The organism is Clostridium sp. CTA-6, from assembly GCF_054768115.1.
Window position 1 is genome coordinate 45,180 of the sequence record NZ_BAAAAU010000009.1, and the last position, 19,765, is coordinate 64,944.

Here is a 19,765-nt window from a genome sequence, read left to right on the forward strand (position 1 = left end):
TTTAAACTTTTTCTCCAACCTTTACAAATAACTTTGTGATATTAGTCTTTGATACTTTTCCTATAATTTTAAATTCTTCTACATTATTTTTTATTACTTTTTCTACTACAGGCAAACTGTCTACTTCATGTTCTATTATCTTTTGTGCTGCATAATAAGCAGAATCTTCTATGCTTACACATACTATGTTTGGCATTCTTGTCATTATAATTCCTACAGGTACCTTATGCATATCAGTACCACCCATAGCAACTTTAAGAAAGTCCTTTCTAGATACTGCTCCAACTAATATTTCTTCATTGTGAACAAATAATGTTCCTACATCATTTAAAAATAAATGTAATATTGAATCATATACTGTAGTATTTTCATTCACCATTACAGGCTTAGACATTATATCTTTAACCTTTATGTCATTTATATAGTCTTGTAGCAAACTATATGAAGGCTTATGAGAATATATATATCCTACCTTTGGTTTTGCCTCTAATATCCCTATCATAGTTAATATTGCTAAATCTGGTCTTAGGGCTGCTCTTGTTACCCCTAAACACCCTGCTAAATTTTCACTAGTTATTGGTTCATTATTTTTTACTAGTTCAACTATTTGTTCCTGTCTTTCAGATAGTTTAATTGCCTTCACCCTCTTCCTTTATTATAAATAGATATTAAACATTTAAATTATAAAACTAAACTATATATATTATATCACTAATTCAGACTAAATAGTATATCACTTTTCTTTATTTGTGCTAATTTATTTAAATTTATGTTATACTTATTAATACTTTCTCAATATTTCTTTATTTCTTTTATTTTTTCATTTTACAGAGGAATTTGTTATACTTTTTATTATAATTATTTTTATAATATGTAATTTTTATATTTATATGTTATTTTACATATAAATAATAATTAACATTTATGCTCTTATACATTATTATTTACTTTAATTTACTGTTTATTATTAAGGCTGGTCTTATTTTATACTGCTGCATCAATTTATGTCCCACTTATAAATTGATAAAACACCTTGCAACAGTATAGCTTTTACAAATAAAATTTTACAAATATAAAAACTTATTGTTTAGCAAGGCGTTTTTTATTTTTTTCTTATAAATTTACACCCTCATATTATTTATTAATTATTATATTATTGTTCTTCTTTTTTTTCTGAAGAATCTTCTTTTTTGCACTCTTTACAATTATCATCTTCTTCACTTTCTACATCTTCAAAATTAACGGTATAACTATAAAAATTATTATCTTCTCCATCTGATTCATTATCAAATTTATTAGAAAATTTTTCTTTTATATCAGAAGTAGTGTAATCTACTTTTTCTTTTATATCTTGAGCTGTACTTTTTATTATTTTATTAACTACTTCTACGCTACCATCTTCTTTTGTTATTTCTATAGTTACTTTAGTTACTATAGCCGCTGCTAAAGCTGCTAATAATATAGGAGCCCAAATAATTGCTGCTGCAGCTGTAGCTGCTAATCCAGCATTAACTGGTATGTCTACTATAACTTTATCTTCTTTTTTCACTTTTATTCTAGTAATATTGCCCTTTTTTATAATATCTTTTATCCATTTTACTAGTTCATCTTTTGTAGTATACAATTCTTCCTTTTCTTCTTTCACTTTGTTTTCCATGTATACTAAGGCATCCACTACATTTCCTTCACAAGCCTCTAAGGCCTCTTTAGCCTCTGTGTAAGTTGCTCCTGTCCTTTCTCTTATGATATCAATTTTTTCTAATGTTATTTCCATTTTTATTCCTCCTTTATATAATTTAATATTTGGAGACTTTTAGGTTTCTTCAAATAATTTTGATTTATTATGATATTTAAAATTTTATAAATATCTTTTTTAGTTTCTGTATGAACAGAGAGCTTATAAAGCTCTTCTAATGGAGTTTCATATATATATTTTAATATATTATAAGTAGCATAAGTTACTCCTATACCATTTGCCTTGTTACAATAACTGCATATTCCACCTAAACTTTGCAAACTTATATAATTTGAGGTTTCTATTTTTCTTCCACACTCTAAGCAATAATTAAAATTTAAAGCATATCCGGTGTATTTTAATACTTTCATTTCAAAAGCTCTAGCCAAAATCTCAATATCTATCACTTTATTTTTCATTAAGAATAAACTTTTAACTAACTCCTGAAATAATTCTCTATTGCTTTCTTTTTCTTCTGTGCATATATCTATTAGTTCACAAAAATAAGATCCATAAGTTAATGTATCTAAATCCCTTAAAAAGTCCTGAAATGAATCTATTAACTGGACTTCTGATAAATTAAATAAGCTTTTCCCTTTATATAATACATATTCTCCATAGCAAAAGGGTGATGTATTAGATAAATATTTACTTCTATTTTTTTTAGCACCTTTTGCTATAGCAGTTATTTTACCTAACTTTTCTGTATATAACCAAACTAATTTATCTGCTTCTTTAAATTCTTGAGTTTTTATTACTACAGCTCTAGTTTTATATAGTGACAGAAAATCAACTCCCTATATTATTTATTTCATTTTTTTATAACCTAATTCTTTTAACAAACTTTGGTTATCTCTCCACTCTTCTTTTACTTTAACCCAAAGTCTTATATATACTTTGCTCTGAAGAAAAGCTTCTATATCCTGTCTTGCATATTGAGATATTTTCTTTAATTTACTGCCACCTTTACCTATAATTATAGGTTTGTGAGAATTCTTTTCACATAATATATTACCCTCTATATGATAAGTGCCTTTTTCATTTTTCTTCATTTGAAGTATTTCTACAGCTATACCATGAGGCACTTCTTCTGATAAAAGTCTTAAAGCTTTTTCCCTTACTATCTCTGCCACTATAAACCTCTCATTTTGATCTATTATCATATCTTCTGGATAGTATTGTGGACCCTCTGGTATATATTTAAACATTAATTCTTTAAGTAAATCAACATTTTTTCCTTTCAGAGCAGATATAGGTATTATTTCTTGAAACTCCATAAGTTCTGAATATGTTTTTAAAGTTTCTGCTACTTTTTCTTGTGGATTTTCATCTATTTTATTTAAAACTAAAAATACTGGTACTTTTACTTCTTTTAATTGTTCTATTATAAACAAATCTCCCCTGCCAGGTTTTTCATCTGGATTTATTAAGAAAAGTACTAAATCTACATCTTTCATAGCATCTGATGCTGATTTTACCATGTATTCTCCTAGCTTATGCTTAGGTTTGTGTATTCCTGGCGTATCAACAAATACAAGTTGGTAATTATCTTCTGTTAATATGGTTTGTATATTATTTCTTGTGGTCTGAGGTCTGCATGAAACTATAGAAAGTTTCTCTTTCATTATGGCATTTAACAACGTTGATTTTCCTACATTAGGTCTTCCTACTATGGTTACGAATCCTGATTTAAACATATTTTATCTCCTCGTCTATTTTATTAAATCTTTTTTAGTAAAGGCTCCTGGTAAAATTTCATCTAGTTTCTTTATTTCATAATTATTTTTATCTTTTACTATTATTATGTCTATATTTCCATTTGCAAATTCACTTATAACCTGCCTACATATACCACATGGATAAGTATATTCTTCAAAACTTCCTACCACTGCAATGGCTTTTATTTTCTTATGTCCTTCTGATATAGCTTTAAATATAGCTGTTCTTTCTGCACAATTTGTAGCACCATAAGAGGCATTCTCTATGTTACATCCTGTATATATTGTATCATCTTCTGTTAATAAAGCTGCTCCTACTTTAAATTTTGAGTAAGGAACGTAAGCATTTTCTCTGGCTTCTATTGCTTTTTTTATAATTTCGTCATATTTCATTATAAATCCTCCTGTTTGGATAAACTATTTACTCTACAAATCATTGTGTAAATAAATTATAGCATTATTTTACATTATTTCAACTATCCAAATATTTTATATAAAAGCGTAGTAAATAAAATTCCAAATAAAGCTCCCACTATTACCTCTAATATAGAATGGACTTCTGAATCAACTCTACTTTGAGCTACTATAAAAGCTAAAAAATAACTTAACATAACTACAGGAAATTCCTTAGTTATAAGAGCTATTATTGTGGCTATAGAAAATGCCATGGTGCTATGTCCACTGGGCATTCCTCCCTTTAAAGGAGTTCCTTCACCATATATGGCTTTTACCACTACCGTAACTATACAAACTATAGCTAATATAATAAATATAGCATAAGGATTTGAATTTTTTATTTTAGTTATTAAAACGAAATTTATATATTTTAGTTTATCCCAAAATATAATATAACCAACTACTACTGCATTTATAGCTGTTAATAAAACTGCTCCTGCTGCTACATTTTTAGAAACCTTAGCTAAGGGATGATAATAATTCGTAGTAGCATCTATCGCAAATTCTATAGCAGTATTCATAAGTTCCGCAAAAATAACTAAGGTTATTGTTATACATACAACTACCAATTCTATCTTTGATAAATCATAGAAAAAACAGGCAGTTAAAACCAAAAGAGCAGAGAGCATATGTATTCTCATATTCCTTTGGGTTCTAACTGCATGTATTATTCCATCTATAGCATAATTAAAACTATCCAAAAGTTTATTTACTTTCATGGCTAAACACCATCCTTTACAGGTTAAAACAAATGAATTTTTACCTTTGTAAATTAAAGTTTTTTAATATTTCTTCTTCTCTCTGTCTCATTATAGCTTTTTCATCTTCTTTTATATGGTCATATCCTAGAAGATGCAGTACTGAATGTATTGTTAAATAACAAGTTTCTCTTAAAAAACTGTGCTCAAATTCTTTACTTTGCTCTTCTGCTTTCTCTAAAGAAAGAGCTATATCACCTAAAACTAAATTTCCTTCATCTAGATCACTTTCATCAAATTCATAGTTTAAATATATATCTTTAAAAACTTTTCCTTCTTCATAATCTAACATTGGGAAAGATAATACATCTGTAACCTTATCTATATTTCTATAGTCTTTATTTATTTCTTTTATACTGTTGTTATCTATAAACACTACACTTATTTCATAATCTATATTTACCCTTTCCTCTTTTAATGCATAGTCTATTATTTCTTTTATCTTATTTTCAAACTCTTCATTTACTTTGATTTCATCCTGTCTATTATCTATATATATCATTTTATCCTCCTATCTTTTATCCATTTATCCTCTGGATATTCTATTCTTTGGTGATATATACTTATAAGAACCTTTAAAAAAGCATCTCTTATTAGTCCTATTTCTTTTAATGTAAGATCACAATCATCTAACTGTCCTTCATCCAATCTTGCCTTTATTATTTTATTTACCATTTCTTCTATTTTACCCTTAGTTGGTTCATTTATAGATCTTACAGCAGCTTCCACCCCATCTGCTAGCATTATTATAGCAGCTTCTTTACTTTTAGGTATAGGACCTGGATATCTAAAATCTTCTTCATTTACATCTTCAGGTCTTTCACTATTGTTTTTCATAGTTATATAAAAATATTTTACTAAAGATGTACCATGATGTTGTTGTATTATATCCTGTATAACTTTAGGTATTTTATATTCCTTCGCTAATTCTAACCCATCCTTTACATGAGAAGTAATTATTAAGGTACTTAAATTAGGAGATATTTTACCATGAGGATTTTCTTTACCTATTTGATTTTCTTTAAAGAAATAAGGTCTTTTAGTCTTCCCTATATCATGATAATACGCAGATACTCTAGCTAACACTGGATTTCCATTTACAACTTCTGCTGCAACCTCAGCTAAGTTGCCTACTAATATACTGTGATGATAAGTTCCTGGCGCCTCTAATAATAACTTCTTAAGTAATGGATTATTAGGATTTGAAAGTTCTAAAAGTTTAATAGTAGTAACTATACCAAATAAATTTTCAAATAAAGGAAGAAGTCCTATGGTTAATATGGCTGATAATACCCCTCCTATAAGAGTAAATAATGCTTTTTTACTTACATCTATAACACTATTACTTAAAAGAAAGCCTGCTGAAAAAGTAAGTATTACATTTATAATAGCTATATAAGATGATGCATACAGTATATCATTTCTTTCTTGCATCTTTCTTAATATAGTAGAACCTAAAACAGCACTCATTATAGCTATTAAAATAATTTCTACTTCAAAATTTACTGCTACGGCTATTAAAATACAGTTTACAAGACTAGTGAATAAAGATATTTTATAATTTAGTAATAAAGTCAATATCATAGGTATAGATGCTAAAGGAATTAAAAAAGGTGATATTGTATACATACTCCTAGCTAAAAGTATTGCTATACAATTATTTAAACTTATTAAAACCAAACTATTTAACTCATTAAACACTTCATTATAAAATTTATATATATATACATACTGTATAAAAAGTACTAAAGCTATTAGAACTCCTAATCCAATAAAAATATACCACTCAAAATTATTATTATTATTTAATAAGCCTACATCCTTTAACAAGTCTAATTGATATTTAGATACTGGTTCTCCTTCTTTAACTATTGTTTGATCTTTTTTTATCATAACCGGTGGAGTATTTTTTAAAGTTTCCTTCTTTAATTCTTCTGTTTTTTCTTTATCATAATAAAAATTAGGCTTTATTTCTGAATAAGCTATATTTATTGCTAATTGCCTTAAAGAATTTGTTATTTTAGACATTTTTATTTTTGAGTACACATACTCCTGTGCTTTTTTTATATCCTGTGCATTATCCTTTTGAGAATCATCACTTATATTTACATTTTCATAAACATCAGATATAACTTTAATAAGCACATCCTGCAGGGATTTAAGTTCTGCTTTATCTAAATTTAATATTTGGCTTAATTCTCTTTCTGATATATTTATTTTTCCATTTTGATCTAATTGTTGAACCTTTTGCTTTTCATCTATTCTTTTATCTTTTAGAGAATCTACCTGTGAAAAAAAACTATTTACTTCATTTAAAATTTCTGTTTTAACTTCTGTCCTTTTAGTATACTGTATAGGAACTGCCTCTAAAGCTTGTTGAAGTCTAGCTTTTGTAGATACTTCATCCTTTATTTCTCTTGGGGCTTTTATATCAACTTTAGCTATATCACCCTCTTGTAGGTCATATTTTTTTGTAACAAAAGATGTAACAAGCACCACATACATAAATAAAAATGTAATAAAAAAAACTAATACTCTCTTTAGTTTATTATCCTTTTTTATTTCTTCCATGGTAATTTTTTTCATATATTATAATACCACCTTTATTTTAGCTGTCTTCTTCTTTATCCGTAATTTCTATCTTTTGTGGAACAGCTATATCTTCTTCTGCTATAATTAGCATTCTAATTTTACAGCTCTCTCCTTCTGGAGAGTAATTCGTAATTTTATCTACAATCTTAACAGATTTATCTAAGTTTTTAGTTATATTTTTATAGATTTTTTCATTTTCCTCATCTATAGTTTTTTTCAAATTAATATCTTCTTTTGTTTCTTTCACTTCATATAATGTTTCCTTTGTTATAAACAGCTTATTATTTTCTATTCTATCATATTTTTTAAATTTATTGATAGTTTTTTTCAAATATAGTTTTTTCCCCTTAAAATTAATATATATCCTCTCTATTTTTTTACCCGTTCTTTTTCTTTTTATTCTATAGGTATTTATGGTTTTAATTTCTTCATAAAAAGTTCTAGCAAAAACCTTTCCTTCTGAATGAACTTCATAAGTTTCGCCTTCTTTTCCCTGTTCACCTTTAATTAAAATATCACCTTTTTTTACTATGTCTCCATTTTGTACTATAGCACTTCCTGAAGTAGTATATACCCTTTGTATTTCACCATCCTTTTTAGCTACTAAATCACAAGGTTCATCCTCCTTAACTATAATTGGAGGAGACTGCCTCTCTTCAGCCTTTATTACAAGTTTCCCTCCTTCAATTCTAGCTTTTACCCACATTATATTGTCTATATCTTTAACCAATTTTTCTTCTATCTTATAAACATCTATAGCATTTTTATTTATTCCAGGCTTTACTCCATATTGTTTTAATTGTTGTCTTATTTCATAGGGTGTCACGCCATTAGTTGATGTTATATCTATATCCCATATGAATGTAGACATAAAATATATTATAAAAGAAAAAATAAATATACCTATTACTAATGAAAATCTTCTTTTTAAAAATAAAACTAAAAAAGAGATTCCTTTTCTTTTTACTATTTTTACTTTTGTTCCTGTTCTCCTAGCTATATCATCCATAACAGCATAATCTTTTAAGTCTATATTCAAAACAAATGTAGTTACATTTATCTTAACTACATTTTTAACTTTTACACCATTTCTCCATAAAAGGTTAATAAATCTCTCTGGTATCATAGATTGAATTTCTATAGTCATAGTAGCATTTTTATACTTATCAAACTTCATTTGTTTCAGACCCTTCATATTCTATAGATTTAAATTTTCCTCCTAAAGTAATAGTACTTCCCCCCATAAACAATATCTCAAAATCTTTTCCATAAATAGATATCAATCCAGATCCAGAATTAATTTTCACTACCTTTTCTTCAAAAACAACTACTCCTCTATGATTTTCTATAGTTATTTCCTCATTGCCTGTAACTATTATCTTTGGTTGATTTAAAATTATATCTCTTGGTAGATCTAACTTTTCCGCTACAGTTTCCCTTGCATTATAAAATTTTTTACTCATTTTTCACCTCAAATAAAAAAAATACTTTCATATTAATTTATGAAAGCATTTTTTAATAAATGACAAATATGAGTCTATGTATATAATATAAAAAGCTGAGTTTTACTCAGCTTTTACTATTTACTCAATATATTTTTTACTTTTTCACTTACAAGTTTACCATCTGCTCTACCTTTAGTTTTAGGGATAACTATACTCATGACATTTTTCATATGTTTCATGCTATTTGCACCAGTTTCATTAACTGCTTTTTCAATTATTTCTGTAATTTCCTCTTCTGTCAACTGCTGAGGAAGGTATTTTAGCAAAACTTCTATTTCAAAATTAGTTGCATCTACTAAGTCTTGTCTGTTTCCCTTCTTGAAGTCTTCTAACGCTTCTTTGCGCTGTTTTATCTCTTTAGATAAAATATCAATTATTTCTGAATCTTCAAGAGTTTTCCCTGAATTTTTTTCTGCTAAAAGAATAGCAGCTCTAACCATACTTATAGTATTAGCTTTCTCTTTCTCTTTAGCTTTTAAGGCTTGTTTCCAGTGGTCTTGTAGTGTTTCCTTAAGAGACATTATTATCTAATACCCTCTTTCAAAGAAATCTATTAATTGTAACTACTTGAATTTTCTCTTTCTTGCAGCTTCAGATTTCTTTTTTTTCTTTACACTTGGCTTTTCGTAGTGTTCTCTTTTTCTTACTTCAGATAAAACACCAGCTCTTGCACATTTTTTCTTAAATCTTCTTAATGCGTTTTCTAATGATTCGTTTTCTCCAACTTTTATTTCTGACATGTTTTCTCCCTCCCTCCGCTAGTTCAATTTAGTAAAAACAAAGCAGTTAATTGCGGGCTAAATAACACACTAGCTATTATACAACATATTTTGGGAAACTGTCAACAACTTAATATTCTAACTTTAATAAGTTTTTTTAACCTGGAGGCCATTGTAAATTCCTACCTGCAATTAAGTGAAAATGTATGTGAAAAACAGTCTGTCCTGCTGATTCACCACAGTTCGAAACTACTCTAAAGCCTTCTTCTGATATATTAAGATCCTTAGCTAATTTTTTAGCTACCATAAATATATGACTTATAACCTTGCTATTTTCTTCTGTTAAATCATTTAAAGAACTTATATGTTCTTTAGGGATTATAAGAATATGATGTGGTGCCACTGGATCTATATCATTAAAAGCATATACTAATTCATCTTCATATACTTTAGAACTTGGTATTTCTCCCCTTAATATTTTACAAAAAATACAATTTTCCATTATATCACCTCCCATTAAGTGAAATATTCAATAAATAGATTAAAAATCCTTCTACTCTAATAAATTTCTCCCTTAATAAAATCCTTAGAAACTTCTTTCAGTTTGGTACTTATTATTTCTCCAGTAATATCTTTTAAGCTTTTAGCATATATCTTTATGTAGTTTGGAGTATACCCTTCAAAAATTCCTTTTTCTTTAGTTTCCTGCTCATATAATACTAGCATTTCTTTTTCAATAAATTTATTCATAAATTCTTTTTCAAGAGCTTTATCTAAATTTATTATTTTATTACTTCTTTCTTCTTTTATGTTACCATCTACTTGATTCTCCATTTTCTCTGCTCTAGTAGCTTTTCTTGGACTGAATTTAAATACATGCATTTTAGATAGTTTTATGTCTTTTAAAAATTCATAGGTTTTATTAAACTCTTCTTCTGTTTCTCCTGGAAATCCTACTATTATATCTGTAGTTATAGAAACAGCTTCTATGTTTGTTCTTAAATTATATACTATCTCTTTATACTGCTCTACAGTATATTTTCTATTCATTCTTTTTAAGGTTTCGTTACATCCACTTTGAAGAGATAAATGGAAATGTGGACAGAATTTTTTTAATTTACTTATTCTTATTATTTCTTCTTCTGTAAAAAAGGTTGGGTCTATTGAACCTATTCTTATTCTTTCAATACCTTCTACTTTATCTATATCTTCTAATATAGATGTTAAATTGTACTTTCCTTCTAAATCAAAACCATAAGAAGCTATATCTATTCCGGATAAAATTATTTCTTTAAATCCATGTTTAGAAAGTTTTCTAACCTCTTCCATAACCTTTTCCGGTTTTTTACTACATACAGCTCCTCTTGCAAAAGGTATCAAGCAATAAGAACAAAATCTATTACATCCATCCTGTATTTTTAAAAAGGCTCTAGTTTTATCCCTATACTCTTCTATATTTAATTCTTCAAATTCTTTGTTTCTAAGAACATCTTTAACTTCTATGACTTGATTTTTTTCTTCCATAGCTCTATTTATCCAATAAACTATATCACCTTTATTTCTAGTACCTAAAACTACATCTACGCCCTCTATTTTGGCTACTTCTTCTGGAGCTATTTGAGAATAACAACCTACTACTGCAATTATAGCCTTAGAATTTTGTCTTCTTCCTCTACTTATCATCTGTCTTGATTTTTTATCACCCATATTAGTTACAGTACAAGTATTTATTACATATACATCAGCCACTTCATTAAAATCCACTACTTCATAGCCTTGTTTTATAAATTTTTCTGTCATAGCTTCTGTTTCATATACATTTACCCTACATCCTAATGTAGAAAAAGCAACTTTCATTATATATTTCCTCCTAAATCTCCTAATTCATATGAAATTATTGAAGCACATACTATACCTGCTGTTTCTGTTCTAAATATTCTAGGTCCTAAAGTTACTATCTGAGCTTTTATTTCTTCTAAAAGTCTTATTTCACTTTCTTCAAAGCCACCTTCTGGTCCTATTATTATACCTATGTTTTTAATATTTTCTTTTTCATATTGTATATTTTTTATAAGAGATTTTATACCATAGTTTTCTTTACTTTCATAAGGCACAATTATTAAATCCATGTCCTTTATCTCTTCCAACAAATCATTAAATTTTAAGGGTTCTCTAACACTTGGAATTAAAGATCTTTTACATTGTTTACATGCTTCAAGTGCAATTCTATTCCATCTATCTAATTTTTTAAATTCCTTTAATGAAGTTTTAATCTCAACTCTTTCTGTTATAATAGGTATTATTTCTTTTATACCTAATTCAGTAGACTTTTGAACTATCAAATCCATTTTGGTAGATTTAGGAAGACCTTGATATAAATAAATATTTAAAGGGCTTTCATTATTTACTTTAACCTGCTCTAATATTTTTACAACAACAGATTTTTTATCTATACTTTCTATTTTACCTTTATATTCTTTTCCCTGGCAATTATTTATGTTTATAGAATCTCCACATTCTAACCTTAATACCTTATATATATGTTTAACATCATCACCATCAATTATAGCCTTTTTATCAATTATATTTTCAGCGGGCACAAAAAATTTATGCACAATAATCACCTACTTTAATATTTTTTTGTAAAGGGAACCCCAAATACAAATTTTTATATTCTAAAATACACTTTTTATAAAATTATTAAAATAATTTTAGTTTATTTTAGATACTATACAAACCCATTCTCCCTCTTCTTTTACTTCTTCTATTACAAAACCTGTTTCTTCTAACTTTTTAATAACATCCTCTTTTCTTGAATTTATTATACCAGAAGCTATAAAATACCCGTCTTTTTCTATAAACGCTTTAACACCTTCTGTTAAAAATATTATGACATCTGCTATTATATTAGCTACTACTATATTTGCTCTGCCCTCTACTACTTCCATTAAATTACCTTCTAATATTTCTATGTTGTCTAAATTATTATATTTAATATTTTCTTTAGAGGATTTAACAGCTACTGGATCCAAATCTACACCTATTACATGTTTAGCCCCTAATTTTGCTGATGCTATAGATAGTATTCCAGATCCACAACCTATATCAAACACAGTTTTATCCTCTTTTATGTATTTTTCTAAAGCATTTATACACATTCTTGTGGTTTCATGAGTTCCTGTACCAAAAGCCATACCTGGATCTAACTGTACTATTATTTCCTCTTCTTTTTTATCATAATTTTCCCAAATAGGTTTTATAACTATTTTATCTGAAACCTTAGTTGGTTTATAATATTTTTTCCAATTATTTTCCCAATCTTCTTCATTTACCTTGTGAACTTCTACTAACCCTTCCCCTTTGTCTATCCCAAATTGACCTAAGTTACTTATAGATTCTTTTATGTAATCTAAATACTCATTAAACTTATCATCCTCTTTGTAATATCCCTTTACTATAGCAGTATCCTTAACTGTTAATAAAGTTTCATCAAAATAATCCCAATCTCTAGGATGCTTCTTTTTAAACTCAATATCCTTAGGATCTTCTATTGAAACTCCTTTTACACCTGTATTGTATAATATGCCTGATATAGCTTCCAAAGCCTCGCTACTTGTATATATACAAACCTCTAACCATTCTTTATCCATAAAAAATTCCTCCTTAAAATAAAAAGCTATTATTAGCCAACTATTCCTTTTAAGCAAACTCTACTTGTGAAACTAAAAATCACTTCATAAACATAGTTCTTGGTTTCAGAGGGAGTTTTCACTCCCCCTAAAGCTTATTAACAGAATTCTTAGGAGTTTTACTCCTTAGAAGTCGTTATCCTTTAGGGGAAATCGTTATCCAGGGACGTAGCCGCTCTCTACTCCCACTTTGAAAAAGATGGGAGTATTAGAGCGGGTAGTCATCGGATAAAATTTTCTCTAACACTATTAATATATTATACCTAAAAATCTGAAAATCCACCACAAAATATAAGGAAAGTGCACTGCACTTTCCTTATATTAATCTTTGAATCCTTTTTTTATCTTTTCAAAAATAGTATCCTTTTCTTTTCCTTCTACAGTTTCTCCACTAGCATCCATATACATAGCTAGGGCTTCCTTTTGCTTGTTATTTAATTTCTTTGGTATATCTACTATTATAGTAACATATTGATTTCCTCTAGCTGTACTATTTATTCTTGGTACTCCCTTACCTTTTAACCTAAATACAGTCCCTGGTTGCGTTCCCGCTGGTACTTCGTATTTAACATCTCCATCTACTGTAGGTACTTTTATCTCAACACCTAAAGCAGCTTGAGCAAAACTTATATGCTTTTCTATATAAACATCAAAGCCTTTTCTCTTAAAGGTAGGGTGGGAATCTACTCTTATATTTATATATAAGTCTCCTGTTGGTCCTCCATTATTTCCTGGTTCACCTTGACCTCTTAGTGGAATAACATTTCCTGTATCTACCCCTGCTGGTATTTTAACTTTAATCTTTTTATTTTTTCTAATTTTTCCTTTTCCATGGCACTTATTACATGGATTTTCTATAACTTTTCCATTCCCACCACATTTGTCACAGGAAGTTTCTGTTACCATGCTTCCTAATATAGTGTTCTTTTGAATTCTAATTCTTCCAGTGCCACCACATTTATCGCAAGTTTTTGCACTTGTTCCTGGTTTTGCACCAGTTCCATTACAATTATCACAATTTTCATGTTTATTTACAGATATTTCTTTTTCCGCTCCGAATACCGCTTCTTCAAAGGTTAAATTAATAGCAGTTTCTATATCCGCACCTCTTTGAGGTCCATTTTTTCTTCTCCCACCAGAAGAAAATCCCCCTCCAAAGAAGGAATCAAATATATCTCCAAAGCCTCCCATATCTGAAAAATCGAAACCTCCAAAGCCTGATGGATCAAATCCCCCTGCTCCATTAAAATCTGTAGTTCCGAATTGATCATATTGAGCTTTCTTTTGAGGATCTGAAAGTACCTGATAAGCTTCATTTATTTCTTTAAATTTTTCTTCAGCCTCTTTGTTACCTTTGTTTTTATCCGGATGATATTTTATAGCTAATTTTCTAAAAGCTTTTTTTATGTCTTCTTCACTAGCACCTTTTTCTAATCCAAGTAATGCATAATAATCCTTGCTTGGCATTCCTCTTTTTCACCACCTAATATCTAATTGAATGTAATTTAAAATTGTTTTTGTACTTAAATTAAGGGAGGAGTACAAACTCCCTCCCTTAAGTCATACCTATTATATATTATACAATTTTTTAGTATTTGTCATTTATTTTTTATTTATCATCTTCAACTTTAAAATCTGCATCTACTACATTATCATCTTTTTTGTCATTTTCTGCTGAAGCATTGCCCGCATTTGCTCCACCCATATTATTAGGATCAAAACCTGCACCTTGAGCTCCTTCTGGGTTAGCTTGTTGATATATCTTTGAAGATATTCCATAGAATGTTTGAGTTAAATCTTCAGTTGCTTTCTTAATAGCTTCTAAATCTTCTCCCTCTTTAACATCTTTAACTGCTTTTACTTTTTCTTCTATAGTAGCTTTATCTTCAGCTGACACTTTATCTCCTAAATCAGTTAATGTTTTTTCTGTTTGATATACTATTTGATCTGCATTGTTTTTAATTTCTATAGATTCTTTTCTCTTTTTATCTTCTGCTTCAAATTTCTTAGCTTCATTTACAGCTTTTTCTATTTCATCATCTGTTAAATTTGTTGAAGCTGTTATTGTTATATTAGCTTCTTTTCCTGTTCCTTTATCCTTAGCAGATACATTAACTATCCCATTAGCATCTATATCAAAAGTTACTTCTATTTGAGGTATTCCTCTTGGAGCTGGAGCTATCCCTGATAAAGTAAATCTTCCTAATGTCTTGTTATCAGCTGCCATTGATCTTTCACCTTGTACTACGTGTATTTCAACTGATGTTTGACCGTCTGCTGCTGTAGAAAATACTTGGCTCTTTCTTGTAGGTATTGTTGTATTTTTTTCTATTAACGTAGTTGAAACTCCTCCAAATGTTTCTATTCCTAGTGTTAATGGAGTAACATCTAAAAGTAATACATCCTTAACTTCTCCTGTTAAAACTCCTGCCTGAATAGCAGCACCCATTGCAACAACTTCGTCTGGGTTAACCCCTTTACTTAATTCTTTTCCTGTGAAGTCTTTAACTGCATCTTGAACAGCTGGTATTCTTGTTGATCCACCAACCATTATTATTTTATCTATATCAGACATTGCATATCCTGAACCTTCTAATGATTTTTTAATTGGTTCTAATGTACGTTGTACCAAATCATGAGTTAATTCATTGAATTTAGCTCTTGTTAAGTTCATGTCTATGTGTTTTGGACCTGTTGCATCTGCTGTTATAAATGGTAAATTTATATTTGTTTGTGTTGCTGATGATAATTCTATTTTAGCTTTTTCTGCAGCTTCTTTTAATCTTTGTATAGCCATTTTATCATTTCTTAAATCTATTCCATTTTCAGCTTTAAATGTTTCAGCTATATAATCTATTAATTTTTGGTCAAAGTCATCTCCACCTAATTTTGTATCTCCATTAGTAGCCTTAACTTCGAATACTCCATCACCTAGTTCTAATATCGATACGTCAAAAGTACCACCACCTAGGTCATAAACTAATATTTTTTCATTTGTATCCATTTTATCTAAACCATAAGCTAATGATGCAGCTGTTGGTTCATTTATTATTCTTAAAACTTCAAGTCCAGCTATTTTTCCAGCATCCTTTGTCGCTTGTCTTTGACTATCATTAAAATAAGCTGGCACTGTTATAACTGCTTGAGTTACTTTTTCTCCAAGATACGCCTCTGCATCTGCTTTTAATTTTTGAAGTACCATAGCTGATATTTGTTGTGGTGTATATTCTGTGTTATCTATATTAACCTTATGATCTGTTCCCATATATCTTTTTATAGAAATTATAGTCTTTTCTGGATTTGTAATAGCTTGTCTTTTTGCTACTTGACCTATTAATCTTTCTCCATTAGCTTGGAAAGATACTACTGAAGGAGTTGTTCTTGAACCTTCCGCATTTGGTATAACTACTGGTTCTCCACCTTCCATAACTGATACACAAGAATTTGTTGTTCCTAAGTCAATTCCGATTATTTTTGCCATTTTAATATTCCCTCCTAGTTTGTAATTTGTTAGGTTTTTATAATAAATTTTTATCTAGTTTGCTACTTTTACCATGCTATATCTTATAACTTTTTCACCCTTTTTATATCCCTTTTGGAATACTTCTACTATTTCCTTTTCTCCACAATTGGAATCCTCCACATGCATTACTGCATTATGAATATTAGGGTCAAAAGCAACTTCTGTAGATATTTCTTCTACTCCTAATTTTTCTAAAGAAGTTTCAAACTGTTTAACAGTCATATCTATTCCTTTTTTAATATCTTCTACAGAGCCTTCTACAGTTGCTGCTCTTTCTAAGTTATCTAAAACTGGAAGAAGCTCTTTTAAAACATCTTCACAGGCACTAACATATAAATCTTCTTTTTCTTTAGCTGTTCTTTTTCTAAAATTATCATATTCTGCTACTGTTCTTACTAATCTTTCCTTTATTTCTTCCATCTGATTTTCTAATTTTTTATTTTCTTCTTTTAATTTATTTTTCATATCTTCTAATTCCTTTATCTTTGCTTCATTAGAGTCTTCTATTATTTCTTCTTTTTCTATTTCTTCAAACTCTAAGTCCTCTTCTTTGCCTTTATCTTCTTCTTTATTTTCACTCTCTTTATTAGAGCAGCAGCAATCCTCTTCCATGTTAATATGTTTAGCATCCTTGCATTCTTTTTCCAATTATATACCTCCATTCTATCTATCCGCTTGTTATTTATGAATATTTTTGTCATCAGTTAAGGTATCATTTATTGCCTTAACTATTGTAGCCACAGCTGATATTATTTTTTCATAAGGTATTCTTGTAGGTCCTATAACTCCTATAGTTCCTATGGGTGTCTTTCCTATACTATATACTGCTGAAATAACACTACATTGTTTTGCATCTTCTACAAAATTTTCTTTTCCTATTTTTACAGCAATATCAGAATCTACATATAATAATTCTTCTACCTTTTCTCTATCATTTAACATAGATAGAAATTCTTTAGCTCTATCTACATCATTGTATTCAGGATAATTGAATATATTTGTGGTTCCTTCCATATATATTTCTGCATCCTCTATATCCGTAAGTGCTTCATATATGGAGGATAAAATATTTTTTAATATATCACCATATCCTATCATTTCTTTTTTTAATTCATTTAATAATTCTAAATTTACTTCTCTTAGACTTAGTCCTTTTAATTTTTGGTTTAATAAATTATTTATTTTTATTAAGGAGCCTTCATCTATTTCTTTTGTTACTCTTAATAGTGTATTTTTTATCATGGCATTATCTGTTATAACAATCAATAATAAATTATACTTATCAACCTTAATTATTTGTATTGATTTTAATCTACTTTTTATCATAGATGGAGTCTTTACTAAACAAGTTAATTTAGTTATTTCAGATAATATACTTATAGAGTGTCTTATGGTTTTATCTATTTCATATAAGGCTGAATCTATAGCTTGATCTTTTATGAGCATTTTTTCCTGCTCTGTTAGAGCTGTTAATGTCATAAGCTTATCTACATATAGTCTATAGCCTTTATCTGATGGTTTTCTTCCAGATGAACTATGAATCTGTTCTAAATATCCCATATCTTCTAGGTCTGCCATCTCATTTCTTATAGTTGCTGAACTTACTCCTAAATCATATTTTTTAGCAATAGTTCTTGATCCAACGGGTTCTCCACTATTAATATAATCTTTTATTATAGCTTGAAGTATCCTGATTTTTCTCTCATCCATATCATATTGACACCTCTTTTATTAGCACTCACTAGCAATGAGTGCTAATTACTATGATTAAAATCTAACATTGTACAAATTATTTGTCAACCTATCTATTTGATATTTAACTTTGTTTAACCTTTATATTTTGAAAAAACTTATATTAATTTTTTAAAATCTCACTTTTTCTTAGAATTTCTTTATTTTTCTTTTAACTCTTATAATAAAAAATCGGAAAGTATAGTATTTGAAATACTTACAGCCTCTTTAGATAAATATATCCTGCTTTCCTTTTCCATTAATAAATTTAATTTTTTATATTTATTGATTACACTTCCATATATGTCTATTATATTTTGACCAAATCTTTCCTGAAAATCATCCATACATATACCTTTTGTCTTTCTAAGTCCCATAAACATAAACTCTTCCATATTTTCTTTTTGTGAATTAATATGAAAATTTATCTGAGTAATATTATTAGAATTTATTTCTTTTATATATGTTTCTATGGAATTAGTATTTTCATATCTTTGATTATTTATATAAGAATGAGCCCCTACTCCACAACCTATATATTCTTCCAAATCCCAATACACTAAATTGTGTTTACACTCTTTATTAGGGTTAGCAAAATTTGAAATTTCATACTGTAAATACCCTTTTTCTTTCAAAAAATCAATACAATACTCATACATTTTTCTTTCTTCTTCTTCTTTAGGAAGTTTTAGCAATGAGTTTTTATATAAATTATAAAAACTTGTTCCCTCTTCAATTATTAAACTATAACAGGATAAATGTTCTGGATTTAAATCTACTACTTCTAGCAAAGTCTCCTTCCAATCATCTAAACTTTGATTTGGAAGAGCAAACATTAAATCTACATTTATGTTATTAAATCCTTCCTTTCTAGCCATTTTAAAGCTATGTACAAAATCTTCAAAACTATGAATTCTACCTAATGTTTTTAATAGGGTATTTTTAGAACTTTGAAGTCCTATACTTAATCTATTTACTCCCATTGATTTTAGTAGTTTTAGTTTTTTCTCTGTAAAAGTTCCCGGATTACCCTCTACTGTAAATTCTATATTTTCTTTTTTATCTATAGTTTTTAAGGTATCTTTTAAAATATTTAAAGCCTCTAAAGATAAATAGGTGGGGGTACCCCCACCTATAAATATTGTTTTTATTATCTTATTTTTTGTATTATCAACAATTTCTTTAGAGAGGGCTTTAATATAGTCCATCATTAGATCTTCTTTTTTACCATAAGATGTAAAATCACAATATAAACATTTTTGCATACAAAAAGGTATATGTATATACAGTGAAACTTCCTTGTTTTTATCCTCTCTATCCAAAACTAACACTCCTAAGT

General features: G+C 28.3%; 21 protein-coding genes. All 21 read right to left on the reverse strand.

What is annotated here, in order from left to right:
• Position 1: 1 nt before the first annotated feature.
• The 21 genes from ACYUDJ_RS14505 to hemW all read right to left on the reverse strand — a co-directional run bounded on the left by ACYUDJ_RS14505 (position 2) and on the right by hemW (position 19,748).
• Complete coding sequence (locus ACYUDJ_RS14505; RefSeq protein WP_003483990.1) at positions 2–643, reverse strand: helix-turn-helix transcriptional regulator; 642 nt, start codon at positions 641–643, stop codon at positions 2–4.
• Positions 644–1,153: 510 nt separating this feature from the next.
• On the reverse strand, positions 1,154–1,774 hold the full coding sequence (locus ACYUDJ_RS14510; RefSeq protein ID WP_003483989.1) for a DUF4342 domain-containing protein: 621 nt from the start codon (positions 1,772–1,774) through the stop codon (positions 1,154–1,156).
• Between the two features lie 2 nt (positions 1,775–1,776).
• On the reverse strand, positions 1,777–2,520 hold the full coding sequence (gene recO, locus ACYUDJ_RS14515) for a DNA repair protein RecO (RefSeq protein WP_042384410.1): 744 nt from the start codon (positions 2,518–2,520) through the stop codon (positions 1,777–1,779).
• Positions 2,521–2,541: 21 nt separating this feature from the next.
• Entirely contained in the window at positions 2,542–3,432 is an 891-nt protein-coding gene (gene era / locus ACYUDJ_RS14520; RefSeq protein ID WP_003483987.1) for a GTPase Era, read from the reverse strand.
• A gap of 15 nt (positions 3,433–3,447) precedes the next feature.
• Positions 3,448–3,846, reverse strand: a complete 399-nt coding sequence (locus ACYUDJ_RS14525; RefSeq protein WP_003483986.1) for a cytidine deaminase — start codon at positions 3,844–3,846, stop codon at positions 3,448–3,450.
• 83 nt (positions 3,847–3,929) lie between these two features.
• A complete protein-coding gene (locus ACYUDJ_RS14530; RefSeq protein WP_003483985.1) occupies positions 3,930–4,628 on the reverse strand; it encodes a diacylglycerol kinase in 699 nt (232 codons plus the stop codon).
• 40 nt (positions 4,629–4,668) lie between these two features.
• Entirely contained in the window at positions 4,669–5,169 is a 501-nt protein-coding gene (ybeY, locus tag ACYUDJ_RS14535; RefSeq protein ID WP_003483984.1) for an rRNA maturation RNase YbeY, read from the reverse strand.
• Positions 5,166–7,253 carry an HD family phosphohydrolase gene (locus ACYUDJ_RS14540; RefSeq protein ID WP_003483983.1) on the reverse strand — a complete coding sequence of 696 codons (2,088 nt, stop codon included), beginning with the start codon at positions 7,251–7,253 and terminating at the stop codon, positions 5,166–5,168. The genes ybeY and ACYUDJ_RS14540 overlap by 4 nt, the downstream gene beginning before the upstream one ends.
• 22 nt (positions 7,254–7,275) lie before the next feature.
• The gene (gene yqfD, locus ACYUDJ_RS14545) at positions 7,276–8,436 is read right to left on the reverse strand and encodes a sporulation protein YqfD (protein WP_080333574.1); all 1,161 of its coding nucleotides are present in this window, start codon (positions 8,434–8,436) and stop codon (positions 7,276–7,278) included.
• Complete coding sequence (gene yqfC, locus ACYUDJ_RS14550) at positions 8,426–8,722, reverse strand: sporulation protein YqfC (protein WP_003483979.1); 297 nt, start codon at positions 8,720–8,722, stop codon at positions 8,426–8,428. The genes yqfD and yqfC overlap by 11 nt, the downstream gene beginning before the upstream one ends.
• Positions 8,723–8,838: 116 nt before the next feature.
• Entirely contained in the window at positions 8,839–9,285 is a 447-nt protein-coding gene (locus ACYUDJ_RS14555; RefSeq protein ID WP_003483978.1) for a GatB/YqeY domain-containing protein, read from the reverse strand.
• Between the two features lie 42 nt (positions 9,286–9,327).
• Entirely contained in the window at positions 9,328–9,504 is a 177-nt protein-coding gene (gene rpsU / locus ACYUDJ_RS14560) for a 30S ribosomal protein S21 (RefSeq protein WP_003357777.1), read from the reverse strand.
• 136 nt (positions 9,505–9,640) lie between these two features.
• On the reverse strand, positions 9,641–9,985 hold the full coding sequence (locus ACYUDJ_RS14565; protein WP_042384404.1) for a histidine triad nucleotide-binding protein: 345 nt from the start codon (positions 9,983–9,985) through the stop codon (positions 9,641–9,643).
• Positions 9,986–10,041: 56 nt separating this feature from the next.
• Positions 10,042–11,340 carry a tRNA (N(6)-L-threonylcarbamoyladenosine(37)-C(2))-methylthiotransferase MtaB gene (gene mtaB, locus ACYUDJ_RS14570; RefSeq protein WP_003483975.1) on the reverse strand — a complete coding sequence of 433 codons (1,299 nt, stop codon included), beginning with the start codon at positions 11,338–11,340 and terminating at the stop codon, positions 10,042–10,044.
• Positions 11,340–12,098 carry a 16S rRNA (uracil(1498)-N(3))-methyltransferase gene (locus tag ACYUDJ_RS14575; RefSeq protein ID WP_042384401.1) on the reverse strand — a complete coding sequence of 253 codons (759 nt, stop codon included), beginning with the start codon at positions 12,096–12,098 and terminating at the stop codon, positions 11,340–11,342. The genes mtaB and ACYUDJ_RS14575 overlap by 1 nt, the downstream gene beginning before the upstream one ends.
• A gap of 96 nt (positions 12,099–12,194) precedes the next feature.
• The gene (gene prmA / locus ACYUDJ_RS14580; RefSeq protein WP_460289654.1) at positions 12,195–13,133 is read right to left on the reverse strand and encodes a 50S ribosomal protein L11 methyltransferase; all 939 of its coding nucleotides are present in this window, start codon (positions 13,131–13,133) and stop codon (positions 12,195–12,197) included.
• A 360-nt stretch (positions 13,134–13,493) separates the two neighbouring features.
• Entirely contained in the window at positions 13,494–14,639 is a 1,146-nt protein-coding gene (dnaJ, locus tag ACYUDJ_RS14585) for a molecular chaperone DnaJ (RefSeq protein ID WP_003483972.1), read from the reverse strand.
• 142 nt (positions 14,640–14,781) lie between these two features.
• Positions 14,782–16,653: a molecular chaperone DnaK gene (dnaK, locus tag ACYUDJ_RS14590; RefSeq protein ID WP_003483970.1), complete on the reverse strand. Its 1,872-nt coding sequence runs from the start codon at positions 16,651–16,653 to the stop codon at positions 14,782–14,784.
• A gap of 54 nt (positions 16,654–16,707) precedes the next feature.
• Positions 16,708–17,343 carry a nucleotide exchange factor GrpE gene (gene grpE / locus ACYUDJ_RS14595; protein ID WP_003483968.1) on the reverse strand — a complete coding sequence of 212 codons (636 nt, stop codon included), beginning with the start codon at positions 17,341–17,343 and terminating at the stop codon, positions 16,708–16,710.
• A 30-nt stretch (positions 17,344–17,373) separates the two neighbouring features.
• On the reverse strand, positions 17,374–18,405 hold the full coding sequence (gene hrcA, locus ACYUDJ_RS14600) for a heat-inducible transcriptional repressor HrcA (RefSeq protein WP_003483966.1): 1,032 nt from the start codon (positions 18,403–18,405) through the stop codon (positions 17,374–17,376).
• Between the two features lie 200 nt (positions 18,406–18,605).
• Positions 18,606–19,748, reverse strand: coding sequence for a radical SAM family heme chaperone HemW (gene hemW / locus ACYUDJ_RS14605; RefSeq protein WP_042384395.1), 1,143 nt, complete (start codon positions 19,746–19,748; stop codon positions 18,606–18,608).
• Positions 19,749–19,765 lie beyond the last annotated feature (17 nt).